Source organism: Saccharopolyspora flava (genome assembly GCF_900116135.1).
Taxonomy (GTDB): Bacteria; Actinomycetota; Actinomycetes; order Mycobacteriales; family Pseudonocardiaceae; genus Saccharopolyspora; species Saccharopolyspora flava.
On sequence record NZ_FOZX01000001.1, the window covers coordinates 377,342 to 393,122 of the forward strand.

General features: G+C 71.1%; 15 protein-coding genes. 2 read left to right on the forward strand and 13 right to left on the reverse strand.

What is annotated here, in order from left to right; genetic code table 11:
* Window positions 1-19: 19 nt before the first annotated feature.
* The 5 genes from BM424_RS01640 to ftsZ form a co-directional block, all read right to left on the reverse strand.
* Window positions 20-307: a YggT family protein gene (locus tag BM424_RS01640; protein ID WP_093413156.1), complete on the reverse strand. Its 288-nt coding sequence runs from the start codon at window positions 305-307 to the stop codon at window positions 20-22.
* A gap of 19 nt (window positions 308-326) precedes the next feature.
* Entirely contained in the window at window positions 327-983 is a 657-nt protein-coding gene (locus tag BM424_RS01645; RefSeq protein ID WP_093414536.1) for a cell division protein SepF, read from the reverse strand.
* 71 nt (window positions 984-1,054) lie between these two features.
* Window positions 1,055-1,789 carry a YggS family pyridoxal phosphate-dependent enzyme gene (locus tag BM424_RS01650; RefSeq protein ID WP_093413157.1) on the reverse strand — a complete coding sequence of 245 codons (735 nt, stop codon included), beginning with the start codon at window positions 1,787-1,789 and terminating at the stop codon, window positions 1,055-1,057.
* Window positions 1,786-2,496: a peptidoglycan editing factor PgeF gene (pgeF, locus tag BM424_RS01655; protein ID WP_093414535.1), complete on the reverse strand. Its 711-nt coding sequence runs from the start codon at window positions 2,494-2,496 to the stop codon at window positions 1,786-1,788. Before pgeF ends, BM424_RS01650 begins: the two co-directional genes overlap by 4 nt.
* Before the next feature lie 74 nt (window positions 2,497-2,570).
* On the reverse strand, window positions 2,571-4,031 hold the full coding sequence (ftsZ, locus tag BM424_RS01660; protein ID WP_093413159.1) for a cell division protein FtsZ: 1,461 nt from the start codon (window positions 4,029-4,031) through the stop codon (window positions 2,571-2,573).
* A 490-nt stretch (window positions 4,032-4,521) separates the two neighbouring features.
* On the opposite strand from ftsZ, the gene BM424_RS01665 reads away from it, so the two are divergent.
* Window positions 4,522-5,439, forward strand: coding sequence for an SDR family oxidoreductase (locus BM424_RS01665; protein WP_093413160.1), 918 nt, complete (start codon window positions 4,522-4,524; stop codon window positions 5,437-5,439).
* Here BM424_RS01665 and BM424_RS01670 read toward each other — a convergent pair.
* Entirely contained in the window at window positions 5,430-6,359 is a 930-nt protein-coding gene (locus BM424_RS01670) for a helix-turn-helix transcriptional regulator (RefSeq protein ID WP_245775542.1), read from the reverse strand. The genes BM424_RS01665 and BM424_RS01670 overlap by 10 nt on opposite strands.
* 122 nt (window positions 6,360-6,481) lie before the next feature.
* Between BM424_RS01670 and BM424_RS28285 the strand changes: the two genes are divergently transcribed.
* Window positions 6,482-6,763, forward strand: coding sequence for a FitA-like ribbon-helix-helix domain-containing protein (locus tag BM424_RS28285; protein ID WP_139273986.1), 282 nt, complete (start codon window positions 6,482-6,484; stop codon window positions 6,761-6,763).
* A 124-nt stretch (window positions 6,764-6,887) separates the two neighbouring features.
* Here the strand turns inward: BM424_RS28285 and BM424_RS01680 are convergent, their stop codons facing one another.
* The 7 genes from BM424_RS01680 to murD form a co-directional block, all read right to left on the reverse strand.
* Complete coding sequence (locus BM424_RS01680) at window positions 6,888-7,916, reverse strand: RNA-guided endonuclease InsQ/TnpB family protein (RefSeq protein ID WP_245775543.1); 1,029 nt, start codon at window positions 7,914-7,916, stop codon at window positions 6,888-6,890.
* Between the two features lie 401 nt (window positions 7,917-8,317).
* Entirely contained in the window at window positions 8,318-9,550 is a 1,233-nt protein-coding gene (locus BM424_RS01685; protein WP_425441966.1) for a nitric oxide synthase oxygenase, read from the reverse strand.
* Window positions 9,551-9,609: 59 nt separating this feature from the next.
* The gene (locus tag BM424_RS01690; protein WP_245775544.1) at window positions 9,610-10,335 is read right to left on the reverse strand and encodes a cell division protein FtsQ/DivIB; all 726 of its coding nucleotides are present in this window, start codon (window positions 10,333-10,335) and stop codon (window positions 9,610-9,612) included.
* The gene (gene murC / locus BM424_RS01695; RefSeq protein ID WP_093413163.1) at window positions 10,332-11,789 is read right to left on the reverse strand and encodes a UDP-N-acetylmuramate--L-alanine ligase; all 1,458 of its coding nucleotides are present in this window, start codon (window positions 11,787-11,789) and stop codon (window positions 10,332-10,334) included. The genes BM424_RS01690 and murC overlap by 4 nt, the downstream gene beginning before the upstream one ends.
* Window positions 11,786-12,877, reverse strand: a complete 1,092-nt coding sequence (gene murG / locus BM424_RS01700) for an undecaprenyldiphospho-muramoylpentapeptide beta-N-acetylglucosaminyltransferase (protein WP_093414541.1) — start codon at window positions 12,875-12,877, stop codon at window positions 11,786-11,788. Before murG ends, murC begins: the two co-directional genes overlap by 4 nt.
* A 53-nt stretch (window positions 12,878-12,930) precedes the next feature.
* Window positions 12,931-14,349, reverse strand: coding sequence for a putative lipid II flippase FtsW (ftsW, locus tag BM424_RS01705; protein WP_093414542.1), 1,419 nt, complete (start codon window positions 14,347-14,349; stop codon window positions 12,931-12,933).
* Between the two features lie 5 nt (window positions 14,350-14,354).
* A complete protein-coding gene (gene murD, locus BM424_RS01710) occupies window positions 14,355-15,752 on the reverse strand; it encodes a UDP-N-acetylmuramoyl-L-alanine--D-glutamate ligase (protein ID WP_139273987.1) in 1,398 nt (465 codons plus the stop codon).
* Window positions 15,753-15,781: the final 29 nt, after the last annotated feature.

Sequence of the window (15,781 nt, forward strand, 5' to 3'; positions counted from 1 at the left end):
GGGTCGGTCGGGTTCCCCGTCACCCGGCCGGTTGCACCAGTCGCATCAGTATGAACACGACCAGCAGCAGCACCATAATCGATAGGTCCAGTCCGACGCCGCCGATCCGGACCGTCGGAATCACCCGACGCACCAACTTTACGGGTGGGTCGGTCACTGTGTAGATGCTCTCCAACGCGATTGCAACCCCCCCAACGGGCCGCCAATCGCGGGCGAACACTCTAACGAGTTCCACCACGATACGCGCCGTGAGCAGGAGCCAGAAGAAGAACAGAACGTAGAACAGGACGATCTGCACCGGGTTCACGCCTCAACTGTGCCACCACTCACCCGTAGTTGAAAAAGGCCCCCTCTGCTAGCCGCCTCTTGTCCTCGGCCGCCACGTCCACATTGGGCGGTGAGAGCAAGAACACGCGGTTGGTGACCTTCTCGATCGAACCCCGCATCGCGAACGCCAGACCTGCGGCGAAGTCGACCAGGCGCTTGGCGTCGGCCTCCTCCATCTCGGTCAGGTTCATGATCACCGGCGTGCCGTCTCTGTACTGCTCGCCGATGGTCCGCGCCTCGCTGTAGCTGCGCGGATGCAGAGTTGTGATCTTGCTCAAGTTGAACTGAGTGCCGGTGTCGGTCACCGCCCGCAGACGCGAAACGCTCTCGCTTCGCGGCTGGTCGTTGGGCAGAGTGCTGCGTGACGCCGTCTCCGGCGCCCACTGCCGACGGGGTCGCGGCGACTCCCGGAACTCCTCGGCGTAGGACTCGGTCTCCGCGTCGGCCTGAAAGCCGCCGCGGGTGCCCGTCGGCCTGCGCCGCGGCGCGCCGCGGTCGTCGTCGTAGGCGGCCCGGTCGCCGTAGGTCGGACGGGCGTCGTACGCGGGACGGTCGTCGTCGTACCGGTCGCGGTAGCCGATCTCGTCCTCGTACTCGTCCACCTCGTCGGCCGGGACCATGCCGAAGTAGGCCTTCAACTTGTGCAGAGCGCTCATCGGCATGCCCTTCCTCTGCGGCTCCCTGACACCGAGCACGAGGTGGCCGGCCTTCGACCCCCTTTTGACGGCTACGGCGAGGTTAACCGCCGCCCACCGAGCAGCGCGGTTCCGACACGCACCCTGGTCGAGCCGTGGGCAACGGCACTCTCCAGGTCGCCGGACATCCCCGCCGACACCTCCACAGCTTCGGGGTGATGATCTCGCAAGCGCTCGGAGATCGACAAAAGTGTGTCGAACGCCACAGCGGGATCGCCGCCCAATGGGGCTACAGCCATCACTCCCCGCAGTCGAAGATCGCTCGTTCGAGCGATCATTTCGGCGAGCCGGGGAACGTCGTCGGGTGTAGCACCGCCCCTGCCGGTCGTCCCGTCCAGGCTGACCTGCACCAACACGTCCAGCGGGTGCTCCCGGTCGCCCGCGTCGAGGGCGTTGGCCGTTGCGCGCGCAAGCGCTTCGGCGAGCCGCTCGCTGTCGACCGACTCGACCACGTCGGCCCACCGGGCCACCGCCCGCGCCTTGTTCCGCTGCAACTGGCCGACCATGTGCCAGCGCGGCGCGGCCTGCGGGCGCAGCTCCGCGAACTCGGCGACCTTGCCGCGCGCCTCCTGCTCCCGGTTCTCCGCGAACGCCGACAGACCCAGGTCGGAGAGAAGAGCCACATCGGATGCCGGGAAGGTCTTCGTCACAGCCAGCAGCTCGACCTCCTCCGGGGACCGGCCTGCGGCGCGGCAGGCCTTCGCCAACCGCTCCCGGACCTCCGCGAGGGACTCGGCCAGCTCGGCGCGGCGCTCGTCGGGGGTCACTCCTCCTCCATCCAGATCACCGACGCGAAGCGCCCGGTCCGGCCGTTGTCGCGGCGGTGGCTGTAGAGCTCCGGGGTCTCCATCGTGCAGCGCGGATCGACGCCGATCTTGGCGATGCCGACCTGCGCGAGCTGCTCGAACAGCCCCGCCCGCAGGTCGAGCCCGGTGGTGCCCTTGCGGGTCTTGCAGGCGCTGCCCGGCAGGTGCTTCTCGACGTCGGCCTGCATCTCCGGCGGCACCTCGTAGCAGGCACCGCAGGCGGCCGGCCCGATCAACGCCTCCACCCGGTCCAGCCGGGCCCCGGCCTCGCGCATCGACTTCAGCGCCTCCAGCAGCACCCCCACGCGCGCGCCCACGCGCCCGGCGTGGACCGCGGAGATCACCCCGGCCTCGGGGTCGCCCAGCAGCACCGGCACGCAGTCCGCGGTCAACGCCACCAGCGCCAGGCCCGGCTGCGCCGTGACCAGCGCGTCGGAGGCCTCCGCCGGGGCGGCCTGCGGGCCGTCCACGGTGGTCGCGGTGCGGCCGTGGATCTGCTCCATCCACACCAGGTGGTCCTCGGGCAGGCCGATGCCGTCGGCCAGCTTGCGCGTGTTGGCCGCGAGCGCCTCCGGCGCGTCACCGACCTTGCCGCCGAGGTTGAAGGAGTCGAACGGCGCCTTGGAGCTGCCGCCCTCCCGCGTGGTGGTCACGCGCCGAATCCGCACCTTGTCCATCCTCCTGAGAAAAGAAATCGACACCGGAGACAGCGTGGTCTCCGGTGTCGATTCTCGCCTATCCGTCAGCGCCGCATGAACGGCGGAATGTCGACGTCGTCATCGGTGTCGTCGCCCACCGGGACGGCCCGGTTCGGCAACCCGCCCGGGCGGGCGGCACCGGTCGACTGCGTCGGGTAGCCGCTGGTGCGACCCGGCACCGACACGCTCTGCTGGCCGGTCGAGGAGCCGTCCCCGCCGTAGGACCGCTGCTGCGGCTGGCTCGGCGTGACCGGGCTCGACGCCTGGGTCGACGGCTGGTAGCTCGACTGCTGCGGAGCCGACTGCTGCTGCGGGGCAGCGGGCTGCTCGACCTGCGGCGTCGCCGGACGCTCCGGGGCGGCGGGCTCGGACTGCTGCACCGGCTGGCTCTCCTGAGCCGGCTGGGCGGGAGTCGGCGCCGGGGCCGACTGCGCCGGGGCGCTGGTCGCGGCCTGCTGCGGAGCCTCGGTCGCGGGCTTGTCGGCCTTCGGCGCGGGCGCCTCGGCCTCCTCGCTGCGACCGCCGACCCGGGTCGGCTCGAGCTTCTTGTGCGTCGGCGTGCCGGAGTCGAACCCGGCCGCGATCACCGTGACCCGGACCTCGTCGCCGAGCGAGTCGTCGATGACCGTACCGAAGATGATGTTGGCCTCGGGGTGCGCGGACTCCTGGACCAGCGACGCCGACTCGTTGATCTCGAACAGACCGAGGTCGGAACCGCCCGCTATGGCCAGCAGGACACCGTGCGCGCCTTCCATCGAGGCCTCCAGCAGCGGCGAGTTGATCGCCTTCTGCGCGGCTTCGACGGCTCTGCCATCACCCCTCGCCGAGCCGATGCCCATCAAGGCGCTGCCCGCACCGGACATGACGCTCTTGACGTCGGCGAAGTCGAGGTTGATCAGACCGGGCGTGGTGATCAGGTCGGTGATGCCCTGGACACCCGAGAGCAGCACCTCGTCGGCCGAGCGGAACGCGTCCATCAGGCTCACGCCGATGTCGCCGAGCTGCAGCAGCCGGTCGTTCGGGATGACGATCAGGGTGTCGCAGCAGTCGCGCAGCTCCTTAATCCCCTGCTCGGCCTGGGACGCGCGGCGCTTGCCCTCGAAGGAGAACGGCCGGGTCACCACACCGATGGTCAGCGCGCCGAGCTTGCGCGCGATGTTGGCGACCACCGGGGCGCCACCGGTTCCGGTGCCGCCGCCTTCACCGGCGGTCACGAAGACCATGTCGGCGCCCTTGAGGACCTCTTCGATCTCCTCCGCGTGGTCCTCGGCGGCCTTGTGGCCGACCTCCGGCGCGGCACCGGCGCCGAGACCGCGGGTGAGCTCACGCCCGATGTCGAGCTTGACGTCGGCATCGGACATCAGCAGGGCCTGCGCGTCGGTGTTCACCGCGATGAACTCGACACCTTTGAGCCCGACCTCGATCATGCGGTTCACGGCGTTGACGCCGCCGCCACCGATGCCGACGACTTTGATCACCGCGAGATAGTTGTGCGGGGGCGTCATCGGATCCGCCTTCCTGATCGTGGCTGGTGTGCTCTCTGCATCGACCGCCGGGACGGCCGCTGAGCCGGTGCCGCCGATGCGGCTCCCCCTGGTCGCCGGCACGAGGATCGCGATACACCCGATCCCGTGCCCGGTCCGGACCGTAGGCGTGATCTCACCCCTGCGTCCAGCAGCCACGCCGGTTTCGGTAGCAGCAGTTTTGTGCTGTGCACCTCGTCGTTTCCGCCCGACGTCGTCCGTGTCGCTCAGCGGGTCCGCCCGTTGCCGCAGCGAGCCCAGTTTCTCGTTCCTCCCCGTGCGATGACCCCGTCGCGAACGTGATCACCACAACGAACACCGTACCTGGCCGCCCGCTCACCCGGTTGAGGCAGTCGCGAATCCACAACGCCTTTCTCGCAGCGGACAGCGCCGGGAAATCCGGACCGCGGATGTCTGGTTGACCTGCCACCGTCGGCTCCGACGACGAGGAGACAGCGGGAGGAACGCGACCATGACCGGAGATCTGCGAGGCACCGTCGCCCTGGTGGCGGGCGCGACGCGAGGGGCGGGACGCGGCATCGCCGTCGAGCTCGGCGCGGCGGGCGCGACGGTGTACTGCACGGGACGCAGCACCCGCACCCGGCGCTCGGACTACGACCGGCCGGAGACCATTGAGGACACCGCCGAGGCCGTCACCCGCGCGGGCGGCGAGGGCATCGCGGTCCGCGTCGACCACACCGTCCCGGACGAGGTGCGGGAGCTGGTGGCGCGCGTCGAGTCCGAACGGGGACGGCTGGACGTGCTGGTCAACGACCTCGGCGGCGAGCACCTGATGGACTGGAACAAGCCGATCTGGCAGCAGGACCTCGGCAAGGGGCTGCAGCGGCTGCGCACCGGCATCGAGGCCCACATGATCACCGCCCACTTCGCGCTGGCGCTGCTGAGCAGGCGGCCCGGCGGGCTGGTCGTGGAGCTCACCGACGGCACCGCCGAGGTCAACGACCGCTTCTACCGCGACGAGTGCGGCGCGTTCTTCGACATCGCCAAGACCGCGATGCACCGCCTGGCCCGCGCCGAGGGCGAGGAGCTGGCCCCGCTGGGCGGCACGGCGGTGTCGCTGACGCCGGGCTGGCTGCGCTCGGAGATGATGCTCGACGTGTACGGCGTGACCGAGGACAACTGGCGCGAATCCACCATCGCCCCACCGAGTTTCGCGATCGCCGAATCCCCCGCCTACATCGGCCGGGCAGTCGTGGCGCTGGCGAGCGATCCGGAGGTCGCCCGCTGGAACACGCGATCGCTGTCCAGCGGCTTCCTCGCCCGGGAATACGGCTTCACCGACACCGACGGCTCGCAACCGGACTGCTGGCGGTACGCGCTGGAGGTCGAGTGGGTCGGCGGCGAGGGCGACGTGGCCGACTACCGGTAAAGCGCGGCGAACCGCTCAGCCGCCCGAGCCAGGTCCTGGCGCAGCGCTTCCGGCGCCAGGACCTCGGCCTCCGGCCCGAGCGCGAGAACCTGGGAGAACGCGACCTGCGGCGATTCGGCCTTGAAGGTGGTGCGCACCCACCCCTCCTCGTCGGGTTCCCCGGCCCGCGCCTCGGCTTCGTCCACCGCGGCGGCGTCGATGGCGAAGCGCAGCCGGCGAAGTCCGGTGGGGCTCAAGCGGATGTCGACGTCGAGGGTGAGCAGCGAGCGCGCGAACTCCTCGGCGGTGCGCTCCCAGAACTCGGCGAGGTCGAAGCCCTCGTCGCGGACGAACTCCTCCCCCGCGCTGACCTGGATGAACCGGTCGACCCGGTAGGTCCGGAACCGCCCGTCGCAGCGCGCCGCGAGGTACCAGACCCCGGCTTTGAGGACGAGGCCGTGCGGTTCGAGCTCGCGCCGGACGACCCGGTCGCCGCGCCGGTAGCCGGCGGTGAGCCGCCGGTCGCCCCACACGGCCCGGCCGATCTCGGGCAGCGCGGCGGGCGTCTCGGCCTCCCGGAACCAGCGGGGCGCGTCGAGGTGGAACCGCTGCCCCACCCGCTCCGGCGCGTCCTGGAACGGCGGAGCCAGCGCGGCCGCGGTCTTGCGACGCGCGGCCTCGACCGCTTCCCCCAGACCCATCTCGACCGCGGCCCCGGGCACCCCGGACAGGAACAGCGCCTCGGCCTCCTGCCGGTGCAACCCGGTCAGCTTCGACCGGTACCCGCCGAGCAACCGGTACCCGCCGGTCCGCCCGCGCTCGGCGTACACCGGCACCCCGGCCTCGGCCAGCGCCAGCACGTCCCGGGCCACGGTCCGCTCGGAGACCTCCAGCTCACGCGCCAGCTCAGGCCCGGTCGCACACCCCCGAACCTGCAACAAGCACAACAACGACACCAACCGAGCCGCCCGCACACCCCCACGCTACGACCGACCCCCGACAGACGCTCGTGCCCAGTAGCGCGATAAGCAATCGCCACAACAGGGAGCGAACGAGGTGGGGCATGACCGCACTCACGGCCCGCGGATTCGACGACGAGACGTTCGATCGCCTTCGCGTTCAAGCAGCACGACACGGCCGAACGATGGGAGCCGAGGCACTGGAGATCATTCGAAAAGAGGTGCTGACGTCGGCCGACCGTGGATTCGGCAGCCGCATCCACGCCCTCTTCGCAGATCTCTCCCTCGACGACTTCGAAGTCCCCCGAGCCTCAGCGCAAGCCGGTGGTTTTGAGGGATTGGATGAGCCAGCGCTGGCCGAGGAGGAAGACGAGGACCGTCGGTAGGGCGGCGAGGGCGCCGGCGGCGATGACGTAGTGCATCTTCGAGGCGTACTTGCCTTGCAGGGACGCGATGCCGACCTGGACGACACGCAGCGACTCGTCGTTCTAGGCATCGAATCGTCCTCCCCTAGTCAGCTCGAACAGGACTCCGGTGATCGCGCCCAGCGCCAACACCAGCAGCGCGCAGATCGCCGAGGCGTAGCGGAAGCGGCCGAACAGGAACGCCACGACCTACAACCGTCCAGTCACCGCGTCGCAGTAACCCCTCAGAACGATCAAGCACCGACTTCGCCAAACGAGTACGCGCCAGCCCCGACACCGACAGGTCCTCCACTGCGATCGCTTGGTTCTCGCCGATCAACTGTGCGGAGAGCTGGTGGTGGAAATCTCGGCGCGCATCGGCAACGCGAGCATGCGCACGCGCCAACTTGATCCTGGCCTTCTCCCGGTTAGCCGACCCCTTCTCCTTCCTCGTCAGATCCCGCTGGACCCGTTTGAGTTGATCCTCAGCCTTACGCAAGAACCTCGGCGCTTCGATCTTGGTTCCGTCGGACAGCACGGCGAAGTGGCCAAGCCCCAGATCAATGCCAATCGCGGACTCTCCAACATCATTCGACTCGGGGGCGACCTCGACGACGAACGACGCGAAGTACCTCCCGCTCGCTTCCTTGATCACAGTTACGCTCGATGGGACGGAAGGCAACGGGCGGGACAACTTGATCGGCACATAACCGATCTTTGGCAACCGCAGCTTCCCACCACGTGTGATCGAAAACTTCGCGTTGGCGGTGAAGCGAATCGACTGACGCCGATCGCGTCGGCTCCTGAACTTCGGTGCCCCCAGCTTGCGCCCCTTGCGCTTACCACTGATCGAGTCGAAGAAGCCGCGGTACGCCCGATCCACGTCACGCAAGGCTTGCTGGAGAACTACAGTCGACACCTCACCCAGCCAAGCCCGTTCGCTGGTCCGCTTCGCCTCCGTGATCAGGCTTCTTGACAACTCCACTACGGAGGGGAACTTCTCCCCGGCCATGTAGGCGTTCCGCCGCGCGGCGATTGCATCGTTGAAGACCACTCGAGCACAGCCAAACGCCTGAGCCAACGACGCCTGCTGACCAGGAGTCGGATAAAGGCGGAACCTGTAGCGGAGTTTCACACCTCGATCGTATCGACAATCAACCGCCTCCCAACAATTTTCAGAACATAAGGCACGAACGAAGTTCTGTCGCAGCATTATTGGACCCACGGCAACGCTCCGTCAGCGAAAAGAGTCCACTGCTCCCCGCCGTACCGCTTCTGTTCCACCGTTTCGGGCGACAACCACGCAACCGAACGCGGCGCCACCGAGCACAGAAGCGCACGTCATCGCGGACCGAACGCCGGAAGCTCCCGCGGCATGCACCCGCACCTCTGGAAGGCACCGACAAGTGGCACCTTCCAGGATGCAGATGAGCGCCAACAACTCCGGTCGCTCGACTGAAACTGTCCGCTGTTGAGCCCCCCGGAGGCCCGAGTAGCCGGGCCATCGGTCGATACCGCACCCGCGTAAGAACGAGCTCAGGCGAAGGCGGGTGGGCCTCCGGTGAGGGCTCGGTGGGTGGCGTCTTCGTCGCCGTAGTAGTTGGGGCCCGGGGCTTCCGTGTCGTAGTAGCGGTGGAAGACCGGGGTTTGGGAGCCCGACATCGGGGGGACGATCCAGGACCAGTCGACCGGGCACTTGCGGCCCGCCGACTCCTCCTTGGCCAGGTGCGTGAGGAAACGGTGGGATTCCGTGTGGTGGTCGGTGATCGTCACGCCCGCCTGGTGGTAGGAGTGCAGCACCGCGCGGTTGAGCTCGACCAGCGCGCGGTCGCGCCAGAGGGTGTCCTCGCGGGAGGTGTCCAGGCCGAGCCGCTCCGCCACCACCGGGACCAGGTTGTAGCGGTCGGTGTCGCCGAAGTTGCGGGCGCCGATCTCGGTTCCCATATACCAGCCGTTGAACGGGGCCGCCGGGTAGGAGATCCCGCCGATGCGCAGCCGCATGTTGCTGATCACCGGGACGCCGTGCCAGCGCAGGCCGAGCTCGGCGAACCACGGCAGGTCCGGGTGCGTGATGGGCACCTCGTGCACCGCGTCCGGGGGCAGCGCGAACATGTGCGCGCCCTCCTCGCGGGTCTCCACCACCAGCGGCAGCGCGTCGAAACCGCTGCGCGCGGCCGGGGGACGCCAGCCGAAGCCGGTGACGGCCTCGGTGAAGCGGGTGTAGCGCGGGTCGCCGAGCACCGAGCCGTCGGCGTTGCGGTAGCCGGCGTAGCGGATGAGCTGCTCGTTCCAGATCCGCGGTGCCGGGCGCTGCGGGGTCTCCGGCGGGAAGACGCTGATCACCGGGCGGATCTTGCCGCCGTTGGTGGCCATCCGCAGGTGCTCGACGCAGTGCGCGGCCACGCCGGAGACGGTGTGCACGTCGCGCAGGTCGCGGACCTTGAGGCTGCGCCAGTACAGGCGGCCGATGCAGCGGGCGCTGTTGCGCCAGGCGACCTTCGCGCCGTAGGCGAGCTCGTCGGGGGTGTGCCGGTAGGTTCCGGTCGTGTCGACCTCGTAGCGCATCCGCGCCAGCCGCTGCTGGATCGGGGTGTCGACGCGGTTCTCGGCGTGGAACAGCCGCAGGAACTCCTCGGCCTCGGCGAGGTCGACCGCGGGCGCCCGGGGCGGGGGCGGAGGGGGAACGGGTCGCAAGCGGCGGGTCCGCTCCGCCGCACCGGCACCTCCGGAGAAGACCGCCTCCGGCGCTTCACCACTCACCCTGAACACGCTGCACACGGTAGCGCGAGCGGAACGATCTTGATCCGGTGCCGTTCGGTGACGGCCGTTCAGGCCACCGTGGGCAGCGCGGGCGTCGTAACGTCGTAGACCTTGCCGGGGCGGGTCAGCAGCGGCGGCAGGATCTGCGCCTTGCGCTCGGTCTCCTTCAGCGGGCCCCAGTCGACGCTGCGACCGCCGGTGAGCTCCAGCTTGAGGTCGTCGGGGCTCTGCGCGAGCACGGCCCGCACCTCGGCGCGCACCGGAACCGGCAGCGACACCAGCACCGACAGGGCGGCGCGGGTGGCGGGGTCGTCGGCGGCGGCCTTCGGCGCCCGCAGCTCCGGCACACCGGGCGGCGGGGCGGCGACGGTCTCGAACGGCACCCCGGCGACGTCGAGCAGCCGGATGCCGTCGGCGGCGCGGAAGTAGGCCGCCGGGGTCCGCTCGGTGACCTGGATGCGCACCGTGGACGGCCAGTCCAGCACCGTCCGCGAGTCGGCGATCTTCGGCAGCGCGCGCAGGTTCTCGCGGATCTTCTCCGGGTCGACCCGCAGCATCGGCGTGCCCTCGGCGACCTCGGCGGCCTGCAGCACCTTCTGCGAGTCCAGGCCCTGGTTGCCCTCGACCTGCACCGAGCGCACGCCCAGCAGCGGCGAGAAGTACACGACGAGGAACCCGACGGTCGCCACCGCCAGCACGCCCGGCAGCAGGAAGCGCCGCCAGGCCGGAGCGGGCGGCGCGCTCCGGCGCACCGGGTGGCGCCGCGCTCGCTCCGCCGCGCTCCGCTCGGTCACCCCTGGTCCTCCCCGTTGCCGTTGCCGCCGGACCCGGCGGCGCGGTCGAGCTCGCTCAGGATCTCGGGGCCGAGCATGGTCACGTCCCCGGCGCCCATCGTCAGCACAAGGTCGCCGGGCCGCACGAGGCCCGCGACGCGCGGCCCCGCGTCGGTGAACGACGGCTCGAAGTGCACGCGCTCGCCGGGCAGCGGGATCGCGTCGGAGATGAGCTTGCCGGTCACGCCCGGCTGCGGGTCCTCGCGGGCGCCGTAGACGTCGAGCACGACGACCTCGTCGGCCAGGCCCAGGGCCTCGGCGAACTCGGCGGCGAAGGTCGCGGTGCGGGAGAACAGGTGCGGCTGGAACACGACGACGACGCGGCCCGCACCGGCGACCGGGCGGGCGGCGCGCAGCTGCGCGGCCACCTCGGTCGGGTGGTGGGCGTAGTCGTCGTAGACGCGGACGCCGTTGACGCGGCCCTTGAACTCGAACCGCCGCCGCACACCGCCGAACGCGGCCAGGCCCTCCAGCATCCCCTCCAGCGGGGCGCCGAGCTCCAGACCGGCCAGCAGCGCGGCGACGGCGTTGCCCGCCATGTGCTCGCCGGGAACGGCGACCCGCACGTCGATGGTCTCCGGGGCCACGCCCACCAGCTCGACCGACACGACGCCGACGCCCTGCTCGGCGCGGTACCCGGCCAGTCGCGCGTCGCCGTCGGCGGTGACGCCGGCGCCGTAGCGGCGGACCCGCACACCGGCGGATTCGGCCTGCGCGGCGAGGGCTTCGGCACCCGGGTCGTCGGAGCAGACGATGAGCACGCCGCCGGGTTCGACGCGGCCGATGAAGTCCTCGAAGACCTTCGTGTAGGCCTCGGCGGTCCCGTGGTGGTCGAGGTGGTCGGGTTCGACGTTGGTCACCACCGCCACCGACGGCGCGAAGGCCAGGAACGAGCCGTCGCTCTCGTCGGCCTCGGCGACGAAGATGCCGCCGTCGCCGTGGTGGGCGTTGGCGCCGGACTCGTTGAGGTCGCCGCCGATCGCGAACGACGGGTCCATCCGGCAGTGCTGCAGCGCGACGGTGAGCATCGACGTCGTCGAGGTCTTGCCGTGGGTGCCCGCGACGCAGGCGACGCGGTGGTCGGCCATCAGCCCGGCCAGCGCCTCGGCCCGGCGCAGCACGGTGATGCCGCGGTCCTGGGCGGCGACCAGCTCGGGGTTGTCCGGGCGGATCGCGGTGGAGACGACCACGGCCGTCGGCGCCTGCTCCAGCAGGTCGAGGTTCTCGGCGTGGTGCCCGATCCCGATGCCGGCGCCCTGGGCGCGCAGCGCCATCACGGTCCGGGAGTCGCGGGCGTCGGATCCGGAGACCTGGCGGCCGCGGGCGAGCAGGATGCGGGCGATGCCGCTCATCCCGGCACCGCCGATGCCCACGAGGTGGACCCGCTCCAGCAGTCGGTCCATGTCGGCGGTCATTGACCCGCCACCTCCATCACGATGCGGGCGAGCACCTGGTCGGCCTCGCGGTGACCGCTGCCCATGGTGGCCTGGCTCATCATCTGCAGGCGCTGCGGGTCCAGGGCCATCGGGATGATCTCGTCGATGACGCGCTGCGGGGTCAGCTCGGAGTCGGCGATGAGCCGGGCTCCGCCGTTGGCGACGACGGGCTGGGCGTTGAGCGCCTGCTCGCCGTTGCCGTGCGGCAGCGGCACGAACACCGCGGGCAGACCGACGGCGGAGACCTCGGCGACGGTCATCGCGCCGGACCGGCACACCACCAGGTCGGCGGCGGCGTAGGCGAGGTCCATCTGCTCCAGGTAGGGCACGGTCCGGTAGATCGGGGCGCCCATGACCTGCTGGACGGCGACGCTGTTCTTCGGCCCGTGCGCGTGCAGCACGCCGATGCCCGCGCGGCCGAGGGCCTGGGCGGCGCCGGAGAAGGCGGTGTTGAGGGTCTGCGCGCCCTGCGAGCCGCCGAAGACCAGGACGGTCGGGGCGTGCGGGTGCAGCCCGAAGTGCTGGCGCGCCTGCATCCGCAGCTTCCAGCGGTCCAGGCGGGTGATCGACTCGCGCAGCGGGATGCCGATGGTCTGGGCGCCCGGCAGCCCGCTGTCGGGGGTGGCGGCCAGGACGCGGGCGGCGAGCTTCGCGCCGACCTTGTTGGCGAGTCCGGCCCGGGCGTTGGCCTCGTGCACCACGATCGGCAGCCGGCCGCGGGCGGCGAGGTAGGCGGGCAGCGAGACGTAGCCGCCGAAGCCGACGACCACGTGCGCCCCGACCTTGTCGAGCACGTCGCGGGTCTGGTGGACCGACTCGCGCACCTTCAGCGGCAGCTTGAGCAGGTCGGCGTTGGGCTTGCGGGGCATCGGCACCGGCGGGATCAGCTCCAGCGGGTAGCCCCGGGCCGGGACGAGCCGGTTCTCCAGGCCGCGCTCGGTGCCCAGCGCGGTGATCTGCGCGTCGGGCCGGACGCGGCGCACCGCGTCGGCCAGCGCCAGGGCCGGTTCGATGTGCCCCGCGGTGCCGCCTCCCGCGACCACCACCGACAGCCGGCGCATGCCCATCGCCGCGCCCTGCGGCGCACCCAGGTGCTGGATGCGGACCGTCTGGTCCCCGCTCAACGGTGTCCTCCTCGTGTCTGAGCCCGGGATCCGGGCCCGCTGCGCGCACCTCGTGCGCGGGGTTGTGCTCCGCTCCGGCGCGTTCCGGACGCGCCGGCGCTCTTGGCGCCGGGCCGGGTCTTGGGAACGGGCCGGGAAGTCTTCCGCCTGGCCGGCGGACGGTAGGGCGCCGGGGTGGGCAGTCGCAGCAGCCTGCCGACCCGCCCCGGTCCCAGAGACCGTAGCGCGGCGATGGCTTCGGGTTCGTGCCGGGCGAAGTTCGCGAGCAGCCCGAACACCAGCATGCTGGTGACCACCGAGGACCCGCCGGAGGAGATCAGCGGCAGCGGCAGCCCGGTGGTGGGCAGCAGGCCGACCACGTACCCGATGTTGATCACGGCCTGGCCGACGAGCCAGGTGGTCAGGGTCGCCGCGACCAGCCGGATGAACGGGTCGGTGTTGCGGAACGCGATGCGCATCCCGACGTAGGCGGTGGTGGCGTAGAGCATGAGCACCACGGCGCAGCCGATGAAGCCGAGCTCCTCGCCGATGACCGCGAAGATGTAGTCGTTGTGCACGTTGGGCAGGTACTGCCACTTCGACCAGCCCTGGCCGAGTCCGCGTCCCATCAGCCCGCCGTCGGCGAGCGCGAACAGCGCCTGCATCGCCTGGTAGCCGTTGCCGGAGGGGTCCGAGGCCGGGTCGAGGAACGAGGTCAGCCGCGCCATCCGGTACTCGGCGATCATCGCGAGCATGATGCCGCCGGTGAGCCCGCCCAGCGCCATCATCCCGAACAGCCGCAGCGGCGCACCGGCGAACCACAGCAGCGCCAGCAGCACCACGAACAGCGTGATCGTGGAGCCGAGGTCGGGCTGCAGCATCACGAGCGTGAACATCAGCAGCGCGGCGGGCACCACGGGCACCAGCAGGTGCCGGTACTGGGTCATCAGGCCGCGCTTGGTGACCAGCACGTGCGCGCCCCACAGCGCGAAGGCGACCTTGGCGAACTCGACGGGCTGGAAGGACACGCCGCCGACGACGAACCAGCTGCGGGCGCCGTTGAGCTCGGTGCCCACGCCGGGGATCAGCACGAGCGCCAGCAGGCCGAGGCAGAAGGCCAGCAGCCCGAGGCTGTAGCGGCGCAGCAGCCGCACCGGCACGCGCAGCGCGATGTAGAACAGCACGAGCCCGGCGACGCAGTACATGACCTGCTTGACGAACACGCTGTAGGACGAGCCGTCCCGGTTGAACGAGTCGACGCTGGACGCCGAGAGCACCATGACCAGGCCGAACACCGTGAGCAGGCCGAAGACGGCCAGCAGCAGGTGGAACGAGGCCAGCGGGCGGGTCAGCCAGGCCGTCAGCGTGGACAGCACGGTCACCCCGGCGCGCTTGCGGGGCTCGCGGGCGGCGGTCTTCGTCGCAGCGGTGGCCACCCCGATCACCCGCCGCGGGTCGTCGCCGCCGGGGTTTCGGACAGCACTGCGCGCACCGCGTCGGCGAAGGCGCGGCCGCGGTGGGCGTAGTCGGTGAACATGTCCATCGACGCGGCGGCCGGGGCGAGCAGCACCGCCGAACCGGGGCGCGCGTGGTCATGAGCGAGGCGAACCGCTTCGAGCATGCCCGCATCGTCCCCCGCTGCGACCTCGTCCACGGGCACATCGGGGGCGTGTCGGCCGAGTGCGGCGGAGAACTCAGCGCGGTCGCGGCCGATGAGCACGACCGCGGCGAGGCGGCCGGCGTTGGCGCGCACCAGGTCCTCGACGTCGGCGCCCTTGAGCAGGCCGCCCGCGATCCAGACGACGGAGTCGTGGGCGCGCAGCGCGGCGTCGGCGGCGTGCGGGTTGGTCGCCTTGGAATCGTCCACGTAGGACACCCCGGCGGCTTCGGCGACGACGACCGAGCGGTGCGCGCCGGGTTCGAAGGTCCGCAGCCCCTCGGCCACGGCCTCCGCCGCGACGCCGTGCGCGCGGGCCAGCGCGGCGGCGGCGAGCGCGTTGGCGACGTTGTGCGGGCCCGCCGGGCGGACCTCGGAGAGCTCGGCGAGCACGACGTCGGTGCCGAAAGCCCGGTCCAGCAGCCGGTCCTCGGCCACGCCGAGCTGCCCGTCGGCGGGGGCACCGAGGGTGAACGACACGCGCCGTCCCCCGGCGGAGCCGACGAGCCGGGACGACCAGGTGTCGTCGGCGTTGAACACCGCGACCTCGTTGCCCGCGAACACCTTCGCCTTCGCCTCGCCGTAGGACTCCAGCGAGCCGTGCCAGTCGAGGTGGTCGTCGGCGAGGTTGAGCACCGCGGCGGCCTTCGGGCGCAGCGCGGACTGCCAGTGCAGCTGGAAGCTGGACAGCTCCACCGCCAGCACCCGGTGGCCGGCGCGGACCGCGTCCACCACCGGCAGGCCGACGTTGCCGCAGGCCACGACTTCCTCACCGGCGGCGCGCAGGATCGACTCCAGCATGCTCACGGTGGTGGTCTTGCCGTTGGTGCCGGTGACCGCGAGCCAGGTGGACGGCCCCTCGGGCTTGTCCTGGTCGAGCCACCAGGCGAGTTCCACCTCGCCGATGACCTCGACCCCGGCGTCGGCGGCGGCCGACAGCAGCGGCGCGGTGGGCCGCCAGCCGGGGCTGGTGACCACCAGGTCGACGTCCTCCGGCGGGGCGTCGAGGCCCGGAACCAGCCGCGCGCCCTGCGATTCCAGCGAGGCCAGGGCGGTGAGCCGGTCGGCGGAACCGTCGGTGACCGTCACCTCGGCGCCCACCGCCAGCAGCGCTTCGGCCGCCGACCGCCCGGACACCCCGGCACCGGCGACCAGCACCCGCTTCCCTCGGTACCGGCTCACGGTCCCGCCTCCCTGCTCGTTCTCCGTCA

Coding starts and splice junctions, on each gene's coding strand:
- BM424_RS01645 (WP_093414536.1), bottom strand. CDS start 983: ATGAGCGCTCTGCACAAGTTGAAGGCCTACTTCGGCATGGTCCCGGCC.
- ftsZ (WP_093413159.1), bottom strand. CDS start 4,031: ATGACGCCCCCGCACAACTATCTCGCGGTGATCAAAGTCGTCGGCATC.
- BM424_RS01665 (WP_093413160.1), top strand. CDS start 4,522: ATGACCGGAGATCTGCGAGGCACCGTCGCCCTGGTGGCGGGCGCGACG.
- BM424_RS28285 (WP_139273986.1), top strand. CDS start 6,482: ATGACCGCACTCACGGCCCGCGGATTCGACGACGAGACGTTCGATCGC.
- murC (WP_093413163.1), bottom strand. CDS start 11,789: ATGACCGCCGACATGGACCGACTGCTGGAGCGGGTCCACCTCGTGGGC.
- murG (WP_093414541.1), bottom strand. CDS start 12,877: ATGGGCATGCGCCGGCTGTCGGTGGTGGTCGCGGGAGGCGGCACCGCG.